Here is an 18133-nt window from a genome sequence, read left to right on the forward strand (position 1 = left end):
CCCCCCCCCCCCCCCCCCCCCCCCCCCCCCCCCCCCCCCCCCCCCCCCCCCCCCCCCCCCCCCCCCCCCCCCCCCCCCCCCCCCCCCCCCCCGCGGCCACTGCCATCCGGAGCTCCGCCTGGTGGAAGAGGGGCGGTCGAGGTGGAGGGAGCCGCGTTCAACGCCACGGTGACGGCACTGGCAGGGGGTCAGGGACCATGACAGCGAAGGCAGCGATCCAGTGGGCTCGCAAGGAGGACGAGAGGTGGGCCGCCGCCTTCCGGCTTCACCTCGTCATGAGGAGCCGTCCGCCCAAGGGGCTGGCGGAGCAGGCGCTGTGCGAGATCCACGAGAGGGTGACCGAGGTTGGCAGGCCGGCGGAGGACCTGTTCGGTGACCCACGGCGGTACGCGGCCTCCGTGGCGGCCGTCCGCATCGACGAGGCGCACACCGACGCGGTGGATCCGGCGGGCGCGACCCCCGGTGAGCGGTTCACCGACGCGGTCGTGCTGGCCGGTTTCACGGGGTTCACCCTCACCGCGGTGCGCTGGGCCCGCGACGGTTCGTGGCTCGGCATCTCACCGGCGTCCCTGGCAGGCGCCGTCGCGGTCACGGCGGTCGCACTGCTCCTCTGCCTGACCGTCGCACTGCGCGCGGCCGGGCGCATGCGGGCGGCGCGAGTGTGCCTGGGAGTCCTCGCGGCGGGAGCCGTAGGCGGGACAGCGGCTGCGTCTCTCCTGCCCGGGGATGTGCTGTTCTCGCTGCCCGTGCCGGTCCCCCTGGCGGTGTCGGCGCTGGTGGCGGTGGGCGCCCATCGCCTGCCCGACGCCACGGCCGACCGATGGTTCACGCCACGCCCGGCCGAGGACGGCGAGCAGTGGCTGCGCCACCTGGACGGACTCCTGCGCGGCCGCCACGGCCTGTCCGCCGAGGAGGCCCGGGAGCACGTGGCCGAGGCCCGCTCCCACCTGGCCGACGCGAGGGGACGGACGGCGCAGCACGAGTTCGGCGACGTGGCGACGTACGCGGCCCGGCTGGCCGACGGCCCGCGCCGCGCACGGCGGGCACAGCACCGGAAGGCACACGCGGCCGGGGCGTTCGCCGTGGCCATCGCCGTGGCGAACGCCGACGCTCTGCGCAGCCTGGACATGACGTCGTTCTGGTTCTGGTTCGGCCTGCTGGCCACGGCCTTCGCGGCGGCCCAAGTCGCCTTGCGCTACCGGGACTTCCGCCGTGAGGAACGGTGACGGCCAGGGCGTGAGCCGAAGGCGGGAGGGTGAGGACGTCCACCCTCCCGCCTTCGCCGCTGACCGTACTGCCGGAGGACCAGGAGACTCCGCGCCCTCACACCCCGTACAACACCACCCTCACGACCACACCCCGGGTCCGCCGCCCACCCACTCGATCTCCGTCGGGTCGTCCAGCCGGACGCCGTCCGGGTCGGCGCCGGCCCGGCGCATGAACTCGATCACGTCGACGACGCCGTACGCGACGCCGAGCTTCTCCGCGCCGACCGTCACCCGCCGCCCGCCCGACGGGGCCGGCGGGTGGACAACGACCCGCGCGCGTCCGGTCACTCCCCCATCGTCTGCCGGTGCGGGCCCGACCGCATCCGGAGCCTGCCCGATGCGCCGGCGCAGGCTGCGCCCGCCTTCCCGTCCGGATCCCGCCAGCAGGACGGCGGCCGGCAGTCGACGCTGGACCCATGACCACATACACGCCTCTGCCCATCCCATCCACCGCGCTCAAGGAGCTCCGCCACCTCGACGACGCGGGGCGGCCACCGCGGCCATATGTCGCACGTGAGGACGGCGTCCCGATCGACTGCGTGGGCAGCCCGCTGCGCTGTTGCCTGCGACCCATCGAGCCCGGCGAACGGGTCGCACTCGTCTCGTACGCGCCGCTGCGCCGCTGGGCGGCGGCCACCGGGGGCGAGCCCGGGGCCTACGACGAGGTGGGGCCGGTGTTCATCCACGCCGATGACTGCGGGGAACCACCGGCGGGCTATCCCTTCGCGCGACCGGGCGCACTGCGCACCGTCCGCCGCTACGACTCCGACGGACACATCGTCGGGGGCCGCCTCTTCGAGATCCCCGACGACGCCGAGGCCGGTTTCGACCGGGTCTTCGACGAGGCGTTCGCCGATCCGGAGGTGGCCTTGGTACACGTACGGGCCCTGGAGTACGGCTGCTTCCAGTTCGAGGTGCGGCGGCCGTAGCACTCACGGCCCCTGTTCACCGCCGGTTCCGACCGGCGGAGGCGGGTTCGCGCGGTGCGGCCGAGGCGCCGTTGGCCGATCGGTGGAACGAGCGTCCACCGCCCGGTGGGCCGGCCGACGGATCACACGCCGAGCGCCACGTACCTAGCGTGGAGGACATACATATCGCTCACCCGCCGCGGCGGCACGGGAACGGAAAGGAAAGGCATATGAGGAGCTCGGTACGGCGCGTTGTGGTCGGGGTCGACGGTTCGGCAGGGAGCATCGCCGCGCTGCGTCAGGCAGCCGGCGAGGCGCGCCGCCACCACGCCGAACTTCGTCCGGTCTTCATCTACTGCTCCCCGCAGGGTGACTACATCGACGCGATGTGGCCGCCGGACCCGGAGACGGCTCGCGATCTGGCACACAAAGCCCACGAGGACCTGATGTGCGCCTGCGAGCGCGCGGGCGGTCTCCCGGACGACGTGCCGTGCGACCCGGTGGTGGCCCGCGGGCAGGCGGGGCCGCTGCTGGTGGAGGCCGCGACCGGGGACGGCGACCTGCTCGTGGTGGGCGGCGGCTCGCGCAACGTGGTGCGCCGCTTCCTGATGGGGTCGGTGAGCCGCTACTGCCTGCGCCACGCCCCTGGCCCGGTGCTGGTCATACCGCCGGAGGACACTTCCGGGCACGACCGCTAGGGGACGGCCGCGCCGGGGAGCGCAGGCCCAGGGCCTCCGTGACGCGTGCGTGGGTCACGGCCTGCCTGACCTGCGCCCTGACCGACATCGGCCTGGTGCGCTGGGCAACTGCGCGATGCCCTCATCCCCAGCCGGCTCGCGGCGAGCCGTACGCAAGGGTCACGCCCGGCTTCCGACGTAAGCCACCCCTCCGATCAGGGGATGCCTTTCGTCCGTTTTATCGACCATTGGACCGATACACGGAGAGGTGGGCTCTTCCTAGCGTGGGGGGCGTTGCCGTACAGCGAATTCCTCGGAGAGGCGGAAGACATGTCTCAGATGGTGAAGCGCGTCGTCGTCGGCGTGGACGGTTCGGCGGGCAGCGTGGCCGCCCTCAAGCAGGGCGCGCAGGAAGCGGCCCGGCACGACGCGGCCCTGTGTCCGGTGCTGGCCTGGGCGCCGCCGGGCGGGGAGGCGGCGGACGCCCTGTACCCCGCGCCGTCCGACATCCGCGCGCACTGGGAGTCCGAGGCCCGCCGCACCCTCACGAAGACGTGCGAGAGGGCACTCGGCGCCGCCCCGTTCAGTCTGAACGTGGCCCCCAGGGTCATCCGTGCGGAGCCGGGACCGGCGCTGGTCGCCAGCGCCCGCCATGCCACGGACATGCTGGTGCTCGGGGCCGGCGGCCATGGACTGTGGCACCACTTCCTGCACGGTTCCGTCAGCCGCCACTGCCTCAGGCACGCCCACGGCCCCGTCATGGTCGTCCACCCCGACGACTCGGAGGTGGCGGAGGCCCGCGGGACGGCGCGGGCGCCTCGGCGGCACCCTCCCGTCGTGGTGCCGGTGAACCCGATGGACGTCTGGGACCGGGAGAGTTGACCCGGCTCAGCGCAGCGGGCCGCGCTCGTCGACCGTGTGGGCCGGTGTGCCGAGGAAGACCTCGGGTGAGTCAGGTCCGTACGAGACGTTGAACGTATCGAGCCGGTACCCCCAAGGCCCCTTCTGGTTGCCGATCCGGTAGTTGATCTGCCACCGCAGCCACTCCCCCGGCGCGAGCCGGACCTTCGGCGGGCGGCGCCCGCGCCGCGGCACGCTGAACAACGACGTCTCGGGCGGACCCACCGCCAGCAGCCCGCCGGCCTCGCGGAGGACGATGCCCACGTGGTCCAGATCCCGCTCCGACATCCTCGGGCGGAACGCGTCGCACTCCCGCACGGTGACGTCGTGCAGGCCGGACCTCAGACCGGGCGGGAGAGGAAATGCCGTCGGCACCGCATTCCGCACCACGGCCCCGGGGCCGCCGCGGGACGCTTTGGCCCATGAGGTGCGCACTCGTTGAACGACAACGTGCGTGCGTGGGACCGCCGACATCACAGACCACTCCGCTCAGGTTGCCCGACGCCCGTTCCGGGACCGATTGTCACTCACGAGGGGGCGCAGGACCGAATCGATTGTTCTGGGTGCCCGTTTCTCCACCTTTCTCCACCGGAGGCACTCCGCCAAGGCCCGGCCGGCTCGCGCGTACATTGGCCACACACCCACCCGTGAGCTGGAAAGGTCTTCATGAACTCCTCGGCAGCCGCCGCCACCGAAGAGCGTCTCGCCGCGCACCGGCGTCGCTTCGACGCCGCCTTCGAGGCGTACTTCACGCGTCTGGAGCCGGCGTTCGACGCCCCGCCGCAGAGCCGCTTCACGCCCCAGTGCCTGGAGCTGCTACGGGACTTGTCCCTGCGTGGCGGCAAGCGGCTGCGTGTGGTGCTGCTGTACGAGGCCGCCCGGCTGGTGACCACCGAGGACGTACCCGGCCTGGCGGAGGCCGCGCTCAGCGTCGAACTGCTGCAAACGCATGGGCTCATCCATGACGACATCATCGACGACTCGCCCGTACGCCGTGGCGGGCCCTCCACGTACTACGCCTACCGCCACGCCTTCCCTGACCACGAGCGCACCGCCCTGGGCCTGACCGTCCTGGCCGGGGACCTCGCCGCGTTCCTGTCGCTGCGGGTGCTGCTGGAGGCGGACGTTCGCGCCCCGCTGCGGCAGGCCATGCTGGAGGTGCAGGCCCGTGCGGCCACGGACGCGGTCGCCGGTCAGATCCTCGACCTGGAGCGGGACTTCGAGGACCTGCCGGGCGAAGAGCTGCTGCACGCCGTCACCGAGTACAAGTCCACCCGGTACTCCATCCTGGCCCCGCTGCGCCTCGGGCTCGTCGCCGCGGGCGAGGATCTCGGACCTCATGACGCGCGCCTGCGCAGGTACGCCACCCTGGTCGGCATCTGCGGCCAGCTGCGCGACGACTACCTCGATCTCTTCGGCGACGACGACGCCCTGAACAAGCCCCCGGGCGGCGACCTGCGGGCGGGCCGCCGCACCTATGCCGTCCGCGCGATCCTCGAACAGGCCGACGCGGCCGACCGAGCTGTCGTGGAAGCCGCCCTCGGCTCCGCCTGCACACCCGAAACCGTCGAACGCGTCCGGGACATCGCCCGCCGCCAGGGCACCGACGCCCGACTCCGGGCCGACCTCACCCGCTACGCGGAGCGCGCCGCCACCGAGGCGTCCGGCTGGGGCGAATGGTGGCGAGAGGAGGCGGCGGCACTGTTCACACACCTGCCGCTGCGCATCGCCCGGGGGGTCGGGTGACCACTCTCAAGGTGGACGTGACGCTACGACGGGGGGATCGGCCCGGGGAGCCCGGCAGGAAGAGCCTGACCGAAGGGTAGGTCCTGAACCGGTTGGCCCCCCGGCCCGCGGTCATGGCGGGGATCCCCGGCGCGAACGTCCCGTCGTTGGAGTACTCGCCGGTGAAGTTGAACACCCCGCTGGTGTGCTGCAGCAGCATCCGCACCGTGATCCTCGGGTCCGGCCCGAACTCGGGCAGGCGGTCGGCCACCGGGTCGTCCAGCCCGATCGCGCCCTCGGCCACCAGTCCCAGCACCACGGTCGCGGTGACGTGCGGAATGCGACTGAACGGACGGGACCGGCGGGCCCGAGGAGCTCCCCCCCTTACAGGCTGTGGGCGGTGATGTCGCCGTAGGAGGTGGTCGCGTGGATGTTCAGGCCGGAGGCGGCGCCGTCGGTGTTCCTGAGCGCGTTGTGGATGCGGCCGTAGGCGGTGCCGGCATCCAGCGAGGCGGAGACGCCGCGGGCGGCGCCGACCGAGATCTCACCGTGCTCGGTGCGCAGCGTGACCGTGCCGCGCACGGCCTCGGTGATGCGGAGGTCGCCCTTCTGGGTGCTGATCCGCGCGGGGCCGCCCAGGCGGCCGACGGCGAGGTCGCCGGACTGGAGGGTCAGGTGGGCGCCCGCGGTCTCGTCGAGCTTGACCGTGCCCTGCGCGCCCTCGAAGGCGACGTCGCCGAGCCGTCCGACGCCCCGGAGCTCGGCCAGGGCGGCCTTCGCCTCGATCCGGGAGCCGGCGGGCAGTTGGACCGTCACCTCGACAGAGCCAGAAGGACCGAGGATCCGGTTCTTCGCCTCCGGAGCCGCGATCCGCAGGACGCCGTCTGCGTAGACGACCTCGATCTGCTCCGCGGCCTTCACGTCCCGGCCCTTGGCAGCGTCCGCCGGCAGGACCTCGACCGTGGTGTCGGTCCGGTCGGCGGCGATGAGCTGGATGCGTCCGGCGGGGATGTCCAGGACGGCGGTCACCGGGGCGGGGGTGTCGAACTTCTGCATCGTTCTTCTCTCCTTCGTCTGCGTCGCGAGCCCCTTCGGCCCGCCGTTTCTGACGATGGAAAAGCTACGTTGCGTTCATAGATTCGACAATGCGTGCGTTGCGCTCGATCCACAAACACACAGGTTAGAGGCCCACAATCGTTGCAACGCTTGTGAATTCAACGCAACAACACCCATCGCGATCGTTGCAATGAATGGAAAGTGAAAGCTATACTCGCGGCACCTGGAACGGCGAAAGACCACAAAGGAGACGACGATGCCCGGAGGCAGACTCACCCAGCAGGAACGCCAGCAGATCGCGCTGGGGCTGGCCGACGGCCTCGCGTACGCGGAGATCGCCCGCCGCCTGGAGCGCCCCACCTCGACGGTCACGCGTGAGGTGATGCGCAACGGCGGCCCTGCCACCTACCGCGCCGACCTCGCCCACCGCGCCACCGAACACCGCGCCCACCGCCGCAGAAAGGCCACGCCCCGGGACGCGCGGACGCCCCCGCAGGCCCACGGGCGCGACGCCGAGGCCGTGCGCGAGTACGAGGAGGTGTTCACCACCGTCTTCATGGCATCGGGCCTGCCCAAGATGACGGCCCGGGTGCTGGTCTGCCTCTACACCACCGACGAGGGCAGCCTCACGGCGGCCGAGCTGGTCCAGCGCCTCCAGGTCAGCCCGGCGTCCGTCTCCAAGGCGATCGCGTTCCTGGAGAGCCAGGGCCTCGTCCGCCGGGAACGTGACGAGCGCCGCCGTGAGCGCTACGCCGTCGACAACGACGTCATGTATCAGTCGACGATGGCCAGCGCCCGCGCCGCCGCGCACCTCGGCGAGACCGCGCGCCAGGGCGTCGGCGTCCTCGGCCCGGGCACCCCGGCCGCCGCCCGCCTGGAGAACATCGCCCGCTTCGTCGACTTCATCTCCGAGAGCATCGCCCGCGCCGCGGACCAGGCCCGCGAGATCCTTCACGCGAAACCCGAAGGAGCCGCGGACAGCGCCTCCTGAGCACCCTCAGGTCGCGAGCCGGCAGCGTCGGCGACCGCCGCGGGGCGCTCAGGCCCCCGTCGTCGAGCCGGGGCGGATGATCATCAGTACCGTGACCACGGCCCAGGCCAGTGAGAACATGCCGGTGACCATCGCCAGGCGCGGCAGCGCCGCCCTGGCGGTCGCGAGCGCGCTCTCGTCCCGCTTGTCGAGCGCGTCCATGACGGCGTCCTGGGTGAACACGGCGAGTACGAGGAGGAGCGCGGCGAGCGCCGTCAGTGCCATCGAGGCGATGAGCCAGGTGTCGCCCAGCACGCCCATCCGCCCGGCGGTGGCCACCCCGAAGGCCGGGACCGCCACGGAAGCGGCCGCGTAGACGCGGGTGACACGGTGGAGCAGCCGGAGCGCGCCCGGCTCCGAGCCGCCGTCCGCGTCCAGGGCCTGCCGGGCGTAGCGGGGAAAGAGGCTCGCGGCGACCGTGGCCGGGCCTATCAGGACGAGCGCCGCCAGGACGTGCAGGCTGAGCATGAGCTTGGTCATGAGCGCGTTCGCCCCCATTGGTTTCAGTCAGACTTAAACACGTGGGACGCTAGCATCCGGATGCGGCGGCCCCGACGGCGGGTGCGGGCGCGGCGATGACGACGGACGAGACGGAAGCGGGTGGCACGGCCGTGGCCGAGGAACAGCGACTGTCGCTGGCGCTGATGCTGATCGGCGTGGGCCGGGTCGTACGGGACGAGGCCGGCCGCTCCCTGGAGGCACGCGGCGGCCACTCCTTGCGCCTGATGAGCGCGTTGGGGCACCTGGCGCGCGAACCGGGCCTTTCCTACAGCGAGCTGGGCCGCCGTGCCGGGGTCACGGCCCAGAGCATGCAGGCCACGGTCCTCCAGCTGGAGCGGGCGGGCGCCGTAGCCCGCTCCTCCCCCGCCGGGCGAGGGCGGACGGCCGTGCTCCGTGTCACCGAGGACGGCCGCCGCGTGCTGGCCGAGATGCGGCAGGCCCTGACCGAGCTGGAGGAACCGCTGCTGGCGGGCCTGTCGACGGCGGAACGGGCCGTCCTGGCCAAGGCGCTGAGCCAAGTGGCCGCCAATCTCCGCACGGCAGGGGCTCCGAGCGGCGAATGACGCGCGAATTCGCGAGGTATTCCTCGAGGAATTCGCGGAGTTGTTCCGGGGTGAGCCGCGGTGTGGCCCGGGAGAAGATCGCCGCATCGGCCCAGGATCCGAGGTTGTCGCGCGCTTCCTCGAAGCGCTGGACGCTCTCGACGAGTTCGGCGGTATCCAGGCGGTGCGTCTCGGCCAGGGCTTCCCGCATTTCGGGCGTCTGCCGGCCCCTTGCGCAGACATTTCTCGACCTTCTGCCGCATGGGGTGCGCGAGCGCCCGCAGGGCGGCGACGTCCGCGATCTCCTGAGCGGGCGGTTGTTCGGCCATGGGCGCAGGGCAGAGCCTTGCAAAGCCCCTCTGCAAGGCTCGTTTGCACGTACGTTCCCGGCGCGCGCCCGGGCGCGGCCGGCCTCGTCGGTACTGCCGTGCCGATGCCACGCGCCGGGCAGCGGCGCTCCGGACACCCGCGCCCCTGGGCCACGTTGGGTAGGTCTAGGATCGGCCGCCTGGATCACATCCGGATCCATCCGTAGTCCCGCGTGTTTCCTCCGCGTATCCCGACCGGTTTTCTCCGACGACAGGAAAAAGGAAAGTGCAGATGACCTCCGTGCATGGCACATCCGTCGACATCCCCACACCGGACGGCACCGCCGACGCCTACTTCGTGCACCCCGACGGCGCCGGCCCGTACCCCGCCGTCCTGCTTTACATGGACGCCTTCGGTCTGCGTCCGCAGCTGCGGAAAATGGCCGACCGCCTGGCCTCGGCCGGCTACGCGGTTCTGGTCCCCAACGTCTTCTACCGTCACGGACGGGCGCCGGTGCTCGATCTGCCGGAATTCATCGACGTGGCGCGGCGTCCGGAGATCTTCGAGCAGCTCGGGCCTCTCCTGCTGTCCCACAAGCCGGAGGCGGCGGTGCGCGACGCCGGCGCCTATCTGCGCTGGCTGGCCGACTCTCCGCTGACGAAGAGCGGGCCGGTCGGCGTCACCGGCTACTGCATGGGCGCCGGTCTGGCGCTGCGTACGGCGGGCACTTACCCAGACCGGGTGGCCGCGGCGGCGGGATTCCACGGCGCGCGCCTGGCCTCCACCGCCCCGGACAGCCCGCACCTGCTCGCCGAACGCGTCACCGCGGAGCTGTACTTCGGGCACGCGGACCAGGACCAGGCGATGCCGCCCGAGCAGATCGACCGTCTGGACAAGGCCCTCACCGAGGCGGGCGTGCGGCACCGGTGCGAGGTCTACACCGGCGCCACGCACGGCTTCACGCAGGCCGACACCGCTTCCTACAACGCCGAGGCCGACGAACGCCATTGGGTGGCACTGCTGGACCTCTTCGGCCGCACGCTCTGATCCGACGGGGGCGCGGTCACACAGGCGCCGGAATACCCTGCCCTCTCCTCCGCTTCAGCGCCTTGTCGGCGCGACGGGTTCAGCTGACCTGGCGGCCGACGACATAGCCGACGAGCGGCACCGTGGAGCGGATGCGGACCTTGTCGACCGTGCCGTCGGAGGGGAGGGCGATCAGGTGCTTGCTGCCCGCCACACTCACGCCCGCGCGGCTGGGGCTGCCCCAGGTGCCGCCCTCCTGGTGCAGGGCGGTGGTCACCTGTCCGTCCGCGCCCTGCGGTGCCAGGGCGACCCAGGCCGGGCCGTTGCGGGCCGCTCCCTGGGGCGCTGAGGTCGTTCCCGCGGGCTCGACCGGCAGGTCGAAGTCCGTGTTCGGGGGCACGGTGAAGAAGGCGAGCATGTCGTCCTCCGTGTAGGAAGCGGTGGGGGGTGCGGGCTGGAAGGAGAGGGCCCAGGCGCGGAGTTCCCGTGTGCTGCCGAGGTGGCAGTAGTCGCGGTCGACCCCGCCGGAGTCGCTGTACTGGTGGAAGAGCCAGTCGGCCTGGATGCCCGGGTGGCCGGCGGCCCGTCCGGCGGTGGCGATCCACAGGAAGTCGCAGTAGTAGCTGGTGGTGTCCACGTTGCGCCAGTAGTCGAGGTTGGCGTACATCCCGACGGGGTTGTACGGCAGCCGGCGCTTGACGTACCGCAGCCACTCCTCCTTGTACGCCGCCTGGCGGGCGCGCGGCACGCCCTGGTTGGCGTCGTCGTAGCCCTCCCAGTCGAGGACCACGAGGTCGCCCGGCCGCCAGGCGACCTGGCGGAGGAAGTAATCGGCCTCGGCGTGCGGGGCGTTGGCCATGTGGGGGTAGTGGTACGCGCCCCACACCAGACCGTGCGCCTTGGCGTGGTCCCGCTGCGCGACCCACTTGGAGTTGATGTACGTCAGACCTTCGGTGACCTTGACGAAGGCGAAGCCGAGTCCTGACACATCCGGTTCCGACGACTGGTAACTCGCCCAGTCCTGGCCGTAGATACCCATACCGCTCTCTCTTCCGCCGCCGCGCCGGGCGCCCGCGCGCGACGCCACCCGCTTTCGTGTCGAACGCCTCACCGCCAGCGGAGCAGGTTGTCGGCCCCATGACAACATCCCGGCCACCGACTGCGGAAAATTTCCGGAGAAGAGCGGATGCCCGGCCCGGTCACGGGCCGGGCATCGCCGAGGGCGGCACTCAGCCGCGCTGCCCGGTCCGGCGCTCGTAGTCGGCGAAGCCGTCCTCGACCGTCGGCAGTACGAGCTCCACCCGGAAGTAGGGCACGCTCCACAGCGGGCTGTCGCGGAGCCCCTCGAACAGGTCGCTCCACGCGGTCAGGTCGTCGGTCGTCGCCACGAGGACGTCGGACGGAGCGGCGGCCCAGGCTTCGGCGTCGAACCACCGGACCTGGACCGCGCCGTGCTCCGCCAGCAGCGGCTCCACATGCTCGGCGATGATCCGCTGACGCTCGGGGCGCGCGAGGGCCAGCCATGCGGGCAGGGCCGTGAGGTGGACGAAGATGGTGAACCGCGGCTGCGGTTTGACAGTGTTCACGCAAGCAATTCGATCATGCCGCGACCGTCCGGCCTCAGCCCGCCTTCTGTGAAGCGGCCGCTTCGGGGCGCAGGTCGGACAGGGTCAGGCGGTGGGCCGGCGGGTCCGGGAGGACCATACGGCTGGTGATGTCGAGCCGGGGGCCCACGTGGAGGAGTTCGCCGGATCTCATCAGGCGCCAGTGGGGGTTGTCGTCCATGCGCTCGCTGGCGATCACGGCCGCCGGTGTGGCCGCCAGGTCCTGCGAGTGGACGCGCATGCGGCCGTGGGCGCCGCTGTGGTCGAGGTGGCGGTCGCCGTGCTGGCCGCCGGCGTCGCGGTCGAGGACGTACAGCTCATGGGTGTCGGGGTAGCGCAGGGCCCACAGTTCGTCGCGCGTGGTGAGGATGATGTTGAGGGCGTAGACGGGCAGGTGCCCGGCGACCCAGCGGGCCGCGTGCTCGATCCCGGCGGCGACGTCGCCGCCGCGGTTGCGGACCTCACGGGTGATCAGTGCGAAGAACCGCTCGGAGTCGGTGTCCCCCGCGACCAGCGACCGGTCCTCGCCCAGCTCGTCGTCGAGCGCGTCCAGGCCCTCGATGACGCCGTTGTGGGCGAAGAGCCGGCCGTCCTGGAGGAAGGGGTGGGTGTTGCGGTCCTCCAGGGCCCCCGTCGAGGCGTAGCGCACATGGGCGAGGAAGGTGGCCGACTCGACGTGTTCGGCCTCCTGGGCGAAGCGGCGGTCCTCGTACGCGGCGATGGGCGCCTTGTGCAGGTGCGGGACGCCCAGGGCGTCGAAGTGGCCGAGGCCCGTGCCGTCGGGATCCCGGTGGCTCTGCCTGCTGAGGCTGTCGGGGGCGTCCAGCAGCCAGAAGGTGGCGCGCGTGCGCACGGGCGCGCTGCTCAGACCGAACAGTCGGCACATGGAGGAGGCTCCTTGTCGTCGCTCGTTCGCCAGTGTGCGTCAGTGCCGCCCCGACCGCCGCGGATGCTTCGTCTCGGCGCCGTGCGCGAAGCCCCCGGCGTCGTCGCTGTCGCGGTGCGGCGCGCTCTGCTTCCGCAGGCGCGGCAGCACCCGGCCGAGATCCTCCAGCAGCAGGTCGGCCAGATCGTGGCTGAAGCCGTTGCGTACGACGATACGCAGCACGGCCAGGTCGGTGCGGTTCTCCGGGAAGGTGTAGGCGGGGATCAGCCAGCCGCGCTCGCGCAGGGCCGCCGAGACGTCGAAGACGGAGAAGCCCTCGATGCCGTCGCGCACCTTGAAGGCGAAGACCGGTATGTCGCTGCCGTCGGTGACCAGCTCGAACTCGTCGAGCTTGGCTATCTGCGCGGCGAGGCGGACGGCGACGTCCCGGCAGGTCTGCTGCACCCTGCGGTAGCCGTCGAAGCCCAGCCTCAGGAAGTTGTAGTACTGCGCGATCACCTGGGCGCCGGGCCGGGAGAAGTTCAGCGCGAAGGTGGGCATGTCGCCGCCCAGATAGTTGACGTGGAAGATCAGGTCGTCGGGGAGGGCGGCGGCATCGCGCCACAGCGCCCAGCCGACACCCGGCATCACCAGGCCGTACTTATGGCCGGAGGTGTTGATCGACGCCACCCGCGGCAGCCGGAAGTCCCATTCCAGGTCCGGGTCCAGGAAGGGAGCGATCATGGCCCCGGACGCGCCGTCCACATGGATCGGCACGTCGAGGCCGGTACGGGCCTGGAGGTCGTCCAGGGCCGCCGCGATCTCCGCGACGGGTTCGTAGCTGCCGTCGAACGTCGAGCCGAGCACGGCGACGACACCGATGGTGTTCTCGTCGCACAGCCCGGCCGCCGTCCCGGGGCTGAGGTGGAAGCGGTCGCCCTCCATGGGGACGTAGCGGGGTTCCACCTCGAAGTAGTCGGCGAACTTCTCCCAGCACACCTGCACGTTGATGCCCATGACGAGGTTGGGCCGGTCGGCCGGCTTCCCCTCCGCGCGGCGCCGGTGCTGCCAGCGCCGCTTGAGCGCCAGCCCGCCCAGCATCGCCGCCTCGCTCGACCCGGTGGTCGAACAGCCCATCGCCCCACGCGGGTCCTCGGCGTGCCACAGCCGGGCCAGCATGTGCACGCACCGCGTCTCCAGCTCGGCCGTCTGCGGGTACTCGTCCTTGTCGATCATGTTCTTGTCGGCGCACTCGGCCATGAGCCGCTGCGCCTGCGGCTCCGCCCATGTGCTGACGAAGGTCGCGAGGTTCAGCCGCGCGTTGCCGTCCAGCATCAGCTCGTCGTGCACGAGCTGATAGGCGACGTCCGCCCCCATCTCCCGCTCGGGCAGGGCGTACCGGGGAACCGTGACAGGCTCCCGGCTGAATATGGGGTTGAGCTCGACGTCGCGGCTTCCGCGTCCGTCCTCGTGCGGCCGCTTCAAGGCCATGGCCGAAGTCCCTTCTCGCGCTGGTCGGATGAGGTGCCGTCGGCTCCCCCACGCCCACGTACCCCGGCGACCGCGGGTGAACCGCGCCGCCGGACCGCGCACGTGGCGGACCAGCTGATTCCGGTGCGTCCCGGCCCCCGGCGGGCGCGCACCTGTGCCGGCCGCGAGCCGGGCCGTACTGTGGGACGCGCCGAGCGGCACGCGTCCGTGACGGCGATTCGGCAGGCAGCGAGGGCAGGAGGACGGATGACCAGCGCGGTGGAGCACCGGTTCGTCGAGGTGAACGGCGTCAGACTGCACATCGCCGAGCAGGGGCAGGGGCCCCTGGTGCTGTTGCTGCACGGCTTCCCCGAGTGCTGGTACTCCTGGCGGCACCAGTTCGGGCCGCTCGCCGGGGCCGGGTACCGGGTGGTCGCCCCGGACCAGCGCGGCTATGCCCGCAGCGAGCAGCCCGACGACATCGCCGCGTACAGCATGCTGCACCTCACCGGTGACGTGATCGGACTGATCCACGCCCTCGGCGAGAGCAGCGCCGTGGTCGTCGGGCACGACTGGGGCGCGCCGGTCGCCTGGACGACGGCCATGCTGCGCCCGGATGTCGTACGGGGCGTGGCGGGGCTGAGCGTCCCGCCCGCGCCGCGCGGGCCGGTCCCGCCGCTGCCGGCCCTGCGGTCGAAGCTCGGCGACGGCTTCTACCAGCTGTATTTCCAGGAACCGGGTGTCGCCGACGCCGAACTCGCGCGTGATCCGGCCAGGTCGTTCCGCTCGATCCTGACCGGCGCCTCGGGCGACTCCCCGCGCAACGACCCGCCCCGCCCGTGGGTCATCCCCGAGGGCAGCACGCTCCTGGACACCATGCCGGAGCCGAAGGGGCTGCCCGGCTGGCTCGGCGAGGACGACATCGACGTCTTCGTCCGGGAGTTCGGCCACCACGGCGAGCACGCCTTCACCGGTGGGCTGAACTGGTACCGCAACCTCGACCGCAACTGGGAACTGCTCGCGCCTTTCCACGGGCGGGGGATCGATGTGCCCGCGCTGTACGTGGCGGGCGATCGCGATCTTGTCCGCGCCTTCCCCGGCGCCGACAAGCTGCTGGCGTCCCTGGAGCGGACCGCGCCGGAGCTGCGCCGCAGCCTGACCCTGCCGGGCTGCGGACACTGGACCCAGCAGGAGCGGCCGGACGAGGTCAACGCCGCGCTCCTGGAGTTCCTCGGCGAGCTGGGCTGAGACCGCGCGCCACCGGCGGCGGTGCGGCTACTGTGCGACGGCATGAGCGCACCGTCCGACTTCGCCCCGTGGTCGCCGTCGTTCGTCGCCGACCCCTACCCCGCGCACGCGGCGCTGCGCGAGCAGGGGAGCGCCCACTGGTTCGCCCCCACCGGCCAGTGGCTGATCCCCCGCTACGAGGATGTGCGGGCCCTGCTGCGCGACCGCCGCCTCGGCCGTACGTATCTGCACCGCTTCACGCACGAGGAGTTCGGCCACACCCCGCCACCGGCGGCGCACGAGCCGTTCACCACCTTGAACGGGTACGGGCTGCTCGATCTGGAGGATCCCGCGCACGGCCGGGTCCGCCGCCTGGTGTCCAAGGCGTTCACCCCGCGCACGGTGAGCGGGCTGGTGCCCTCCGTCGAGCGGCTGGCGTCGGACTTGGCCGGCGCGTTGGTCGCGGACGGCGGCGGCGATCTGCTCCAGGCGGTCGCCGAGCCGCTGCCGGTGGCCGTCATCGCCGGCATGCTCGGCATCCCGGAGAGCGACCGCGGGCTGCTGCGCCCCTGGTCGGCCGACATCTGCGGGATGTACGAGCTGGAGCCGTCCGAGGAGACGGCGGGCCGGGCCGTGCGGGCGTCCCTGGAGTTCTCGGCGTATCTGCGCGAGCTGATCGCCGCCCGGCGCGCGGCACCCGGCTCCGATCTCATCAGCGCGCTCATAGCGGCGCACGACGAGGGCGACCGGCTGAGCGAGCAGGAGATGGTCTCGACCTGTGTCCTGCTCCTCAACGCCGGACACGAGGCCACGGTCAACGCCACGGGCAACGGCTGGTTCGCCCTCCTGCGGCATCCGGAGCAGCTCGCCGCGCTGCGGGAGGATCCGGCGCTGGTGCCGGGGGCGGTGGAGGAAGTGCTGCGCTACGACACCCCGCTGCAGTTGTTCGAGCGCTGGGTCCTGGACGACATCGAGGTGGGCGGCACGCGGATCCCGCGCGGCAGCGAGGTGGCCCTGCTCTTCGGCTCGGCCCACCGCGACCCGGCCCGGTTCCCGGACCCGGACCGCCTGGACATCACCCGTGAGGACAACGCCCACCTCGCGTTCGGCGCCGGGGCGCACTACTGCCTCGGCGCCGCGCTCGCGCGTGTGGAACTTCAGGCGGTGTTCGGCGAATTGGTGCGCCAGGCGCCGGGGCTCCGGCTCGTCTCGGAGCCCCGGTGGAAGCCGGGCTACGTCATGCGCGGTCTCGAAGAGCTCGTGGTCGAGCTCTGAGGGCGCGTCGGTGCGCGGTCACGGAGGACGGGTCCCGCCGATGCCGCAGCTGTTCAGGATGTTCTACGCACTCGTACACCGGGCACCGCCGGAGGCCTTCCCCGCCGGCGTCGCCGGAGGGGGCGCCAGGGTGCGTCAGCGGTGCGCATAGCGGCTTTCGAAGGCGCGCCAGTCCGTCTCCAGCCTCCATTGCAGCTCCGCCTTGGGGCTCGCCGCCAGGAACGCCCGGCAGCCGGCGCCGGGCTGCCGCCCGGGGGCGGGGGTGTCGTTCAGACACGGGCCCGCGAACCTGTCGTAGTGGTCCTGCTCCTGCCACAGGTTCCGGCCCTCGACGAAGGCGTGGTCCAGCGAGGCGCGCGCGAGGCCGCGCAGCTGCGCGACGGTCAGGCCCTGTTCGGTGACGGCCCGCTGGAAGACCTCGGTCAGGTCGCCGCGGCTGACGCCCGGGTCGTCGGTGGCCAGGGCGACCGGCACTCCCGCGTCGAGGTAGGTGCGCAGCGGGTGCCGGTCGCCGGTGACGCGCAGTATCTGGGCGTTGCTGGTCAGTGGCGCTTCGACGAGGACGTGCCGTCGGCGCATCCGGTCGGCCAGCGCCCGGGGGTCCTTCTCCCGGGCGAAGTCGACGCCGTGCCCTATGCGGTCGGCCTGGGCCGTGCCGACGGCCTCGTTGATGTGGAAGGCCAGGTCGTCGTCGCGTACGCCGCTGAGCCCCTTGACGAGTTCACCGGCGTGCAGGGTCGTGTGCACGGACGGGGCACGGGACTTGAGGAAGCCCATCATCTTCATGTGCAGCGTGTAGTCCCGCAGGGCGGTCGGGTCGTCCTCGGGCTGGACCATGTTCACCCCGACCACCCGGCCGAGCTTCCGGCGCGCGAGCTCGTGGCCGAGGATCTGCTCGGCGAAGACGTAGCGCGGGCTCTGGGCGCGCAGGACCTGGTAGTCGAAGCGGATGGCGACCCGGCAGGCCGCGGGGGCGGACCGCTTGTCGCAGCCCAGCTGCTCGCGGTAGCCGCGGTAGCCCCGGTCGATGTCCGCCGCGGCCCGGCGGACCAGGTCCTGGAAGCGCGGGTCGGCCGTCAGCGTGGAGTGGAATTCCGCGAGGCCGGACGGGCCGGGGTCGCTCGGGTGGACGCGGTCGACGAGCCGGGCGAGGGGGCCGGACTCCACCGTGACCAGGGTCTCCAGATAGCCGGTGTGTTCCCGCGCCGCGGTCCGCGCCACTTCGGCGAGCATGTCCGCGTCGTGGCCGGTGGTCGCTTCCTCGAACTTCCCGAAGGTGGCGAAGAAGTGGTCGTGGCCGGGCTGCGGGTCACCGTCGGGCGGCAGGGTGAAGTCCTGCATGGACCATTCCTCGACGACACGCCGGTGGAGCGGGCCGGGCCGCAGCGCGTCCTGGGCCGGGCGCTGCCCGGCCGGGCACGGCTGCGGTCCCGGTGTGACGGCATAGGTCGTGGTGTCGATGCACTTGCGGTCCCGCGCGGCGTATCCGATCAGGGACTCGGCACGCACCGCCCCGTCCAGGTGCTGGTGCAGGTCGGCGCCCTTGGGCAACTCCGCCATGAAGCGCCTGAGTTCCGTCGGCGAGTGCGCCACGCGGTCCATGTATGCCTGGGTACGGGCCAGTTCGCCGCCGGTCCCGCCGTGGTCCGGTGCGGCGGCGGCCGCGGGCAGTATGCCCGCGGCCACGCCCAGCGCGGTCAGTGCGGCGAGTACGGGCCGCCGGGTTCGCTGTCTCTTGAGCATGATCCGT

The 18133-nt window shown here is 72.2% G+C and carries 19 protein-coding genes and 1 pseudogene; 10 read left to right on the top strand and 10 right to left on the bottom strand.

Annotated elements, in window-relative coordinates:
* The first annotated feature begins 197 nt into the window (after positions 1 to 197).
* Complete coding sequence (locus ACZ4A5_RS18255) at positions 198 to 1226, top strand: hypothetical protein (RefSeq protein ID WP_467584461.1); 1029 nt, start codon at positions 198 to 200, stop codon at positions 1224 to 1226.
* 120 nt (positions 1227 to 1346) lie between these two features.
* On the opposite strand, the gene ACZ4A5_RS18260 is transcribed toward ACZ4A5_RS18255, so the two are convergent.
* A complete protein-coding gene (locus tag ACZ4A5_RS18260) occupies positions 1347 to 1556 on the bottom strand; it encodes a hypothetical protein (protein WP_467584464.1) in 210 nt (69 codons plus the stop codon).
* A 128-nt stretch (positions 1557 to 1684) separates the two neighbouring features.
* Between ACZ4A5_RS18260 and ACZ4A5_RS18265 the strand changes: the two genes are divergently transcribed.
* The 3 genes from ACZ4A5_RS18265 (at position 1685) to ACZ4A5_RS18275 (ending at position 3735) form a co-directional block, all read left to right on the top strand.
* Positions 1685 to 2197 (top strand): DUF1203 domain-containing protein, encoded by a 513-nt coding sequence (locus ACZ4A5_RS18265; RefSeq protein WP_467584467.1) that lies wholly within the window; start codon positions 1685 to 1687, stop codon positions 2195 to 2197.
* Between the two features lie 209 nt (positions 2198 to 2406).
* The gene (locus ACZ4A5_RS18270) at positions 2407 to 2874 is read left to right on the top strand and encodes a universal stress protein (protein ID WP_467584470.1); all 468 of its coding nucleotides are present in this window, start codon (positions 2407 to 2409) and stop codon (positions 2872 to 2874) included.
* A gap of 309 nt (positions 2875 to 3183) precedes the next feature.
* Positions 3184 to 3735 carry a universal stress protein gene (locus ACZ4A5_RS18275; RefSeq protein ID WP_467584473.1) on the top strand — a complete coding sequence of 184 codons (552 nt, stop codon included), beginning with the start codon at positions 3184 to 3186 and terminating at the stop codon, positions 3733 to 3735.
* A gap of 6 nt (positions 3736 to 3741) precedes the next feature.
* Here ACZ4A5_RS18275 and ACZ4A5_RS18280 read toward each other — a convergent pair whose 3' ends face one another.
* A complete protein-coding gene (locus ACZ4A5_RS18280; RefSeq protein WP_467584476.1) occupies positions 3742 to 4128 on the bottom strand; it encodes a hypothetical protein in 387 nt (128 codons plus the stop codon).
* A 291-nt stretch (positions 4129 to 4419) separates the two neighbouring features.
* Here ACZ4A5_RS18280 and ACZ4A5_RS18285 point away from each other — a divergent pair, with 291 nt between their 5' ends.
* Positions 4420 to 5499 (top strand): polyprenyl synthetase family protein, encoded by a 1080-nt coding sequence (locus ACZ4A5_RS18285; RefSeq protein WP_467584479.1) that lies wholly within the window; start codon positions 4420 to 4422, stop codon positions 5497 to 5499.
* A gap of 76 nt (positions 5500 to 5575) precedes the next feature.
* Here ACZ4A5_RS18285 and ACZ4A5_RS18290 read toward each other — a convergent pair.
* Positions 5576 to 5803: pseudogene (locus ACZ4A5_RS18290) on the bottom strand (serine hydrolase); the annotation flags it as partial.
* A 59-nt stretch (positions 5804 to 5862) separates the two neighbouring features.
* Entirely contained in the window at positions 5863 to 6534 is a 672-nt protein-coding gene (locus ACZ4A5_RS18295) for a DUF4097 family beta strand repeat-containing protein (protein WP_467584482.1), read from the bottom strand.
* Positions 6535 to 6790: 256 nt separating this feature from the next.
* Here ACZ4A5_RS18295 and ACZ4A5_RS18300 point away from each other — a divergent pair, with 256 nt between their 5' ends.
* On the top strand, positions 6791 to 7525 hold the full coding sequence (locus tag ACZ4A5_RS18300; RefSeq protein ID WP_467584485.1) for a helix-turn-helix domain-containing protein: 735 nt from the start codon (positions 6791 to 6793) through the stop codon (positions 7523 to 7525).
* Positions 7526 to 7573: 48 nt separating this feature from the next.
* On the opposite strand, the gene ACZ4A5_RS18305 is transcribed toward ACZ4A5_RS18300, so the two are convergent.
* On the bottom strand, positions 7574 to 8044 hold the full coding sequence (locus ACZ4A5_RS18305; RefSeq protein WP_467584488.1) for a hypothetical protein: 471 nt from the start codon (positions 8042 to 8044) through the stop codon (positions 7574 to 7576).
* Between the two features lie 95 nt (positions 8045 to 8139).
* On the opposite strand from ACZ4A5_RS18305, the gene ACZ4A5_RS18310 reads away from it, so the two are divergent.
* On the top strand, positions 8140 to 8628 hold the full coding sequence (locus ACZ4A5_RS18310; protein WP_467584491.1) for a MarR family winged helix-turn-helix transcriptional regulator: 489 nt from the start codon (positions 8140 to 8142) through the stop codon (positions 8626 to 8628).
* Positions 8629 to 9207: 579 nt separating this feature from the next.
* Complete coding sequence (locus ACZ4A5_RS18315; RefSeq protein WP_467584494.1) at positions 9208 to 9963, top strand: dienelactone hydrolase family protein; 756 nt, start codon at positions 9208 to 9210, stop codon at positions 9961 to 9963.
* 79 nt (positions 9964 to 10042) lie between these two features.
* Here ACZ4A5_RS18315 and ACZ4A5_RS18320 read toward each other — a convergent pair whose 3' ends face one another.
* From ACZ4A5_RS18320 to ACZ4A5_RS18335, 4 genes are all read right to left on the bottom strand, one after another.
* Positions 10043 to 10981: a glycoside hydrolase family 25 protein gene (locus ACZ4A5_RS18320; protein WP_467584497.1), complete on the bottom strand. Its 939-nt coding sequence runs from the start codon at positions 10979 to 10981 to the stop codon at positions 10043 to 10045.
* A 190-nt stretch (positions 10982 to 11171) separates the two neighbouring features.
* Positions 11172 to 11528: a darcynin family protein gene (locus tag ACZ4A5_RS18325; protein WP_467584499.1), complete on the bottom strand. Its 357-nt coding sequence runs from the start codon at positions 11526 to 11528 to the stop codon at positions 11172 to 11174.
* 34 nt (positions 11529 to 11562) lie between these two features.
* Positions 11563 to 12432, bottom strand: a complete 870-nt coding sequence (locus ACZ4A5_RS18330) for a class II glutamine amidotransferase (protein ID WP_467584501.1) — start codon at positions 12430 to 12432, stop codon at positions 11563 to 11565.
* Between the two features lie 39 nt (positions 12433 to 12471).
* On the bottom strand, positions 12472 to 13902 hold the full coding sequence (locus ACZ4A5_RS18335; protein ID WP_467584505.1) for a glutamate decarboxylase: 1431 nt from the start codon (positions 13900 to 13902) through the stop codon (positions 12472 to 12474).
* 246 nt (positions 13903 to 14148) lie between these two features.
* On the opposite strand from ACZ4A5_RS18335, the gene ACZ4A5_RS18340 reads away from it, so the two are divergent.
* Both ACZ4A5_RS18340 and ACZ4A5_RS18345 read left to right on the top strand, forming a co-directional pair.
* Entirely contained in the window at positions 14149 to 15129 is a 981-nt protein-coding gene (locus ACZ4A5_RS18340; RefSeq protein ID WP_467584507.1) for an alpha/beta fold hydrolase, read from the top strand.
* A 42-nt stretch (positions 15130 to 15171) separates the two neighbouring features.
* Complete coding sequence (locus ACZ4A5_RS18345) at positions 15172 to 16383, top strand: cytochrome P450 (RefSeq protein WP_467584511.1); 1212 nt, start codon at positions 15172 to 15174, stop codon at positions 16381 to 16383.
* 135 nt (positions 16384 to 16518) lie between these two features.
* Here ACZ4A5_RS18345 and ACZ4A5_RS18350 read toward each other — a convergent pair whose 3' ends face one another.
* The gene (locus ACZ4A5_RS18350) at positions 16519 to 18126 is read right to left on the bottom strand and encodes an adenosine deaminase (protein WP_467584514.1); all 1608 of its coding nucleotides are present in this window, start codon (positions 18124 to 18126) and stop codon (positions 16519 to 16521) included.
* Positions 18127 to 18133 lie beyond the last annotated feature (7 nt).

The organism is Streptomyces sp. NPDC025618, from assembly GCF_055558795.1.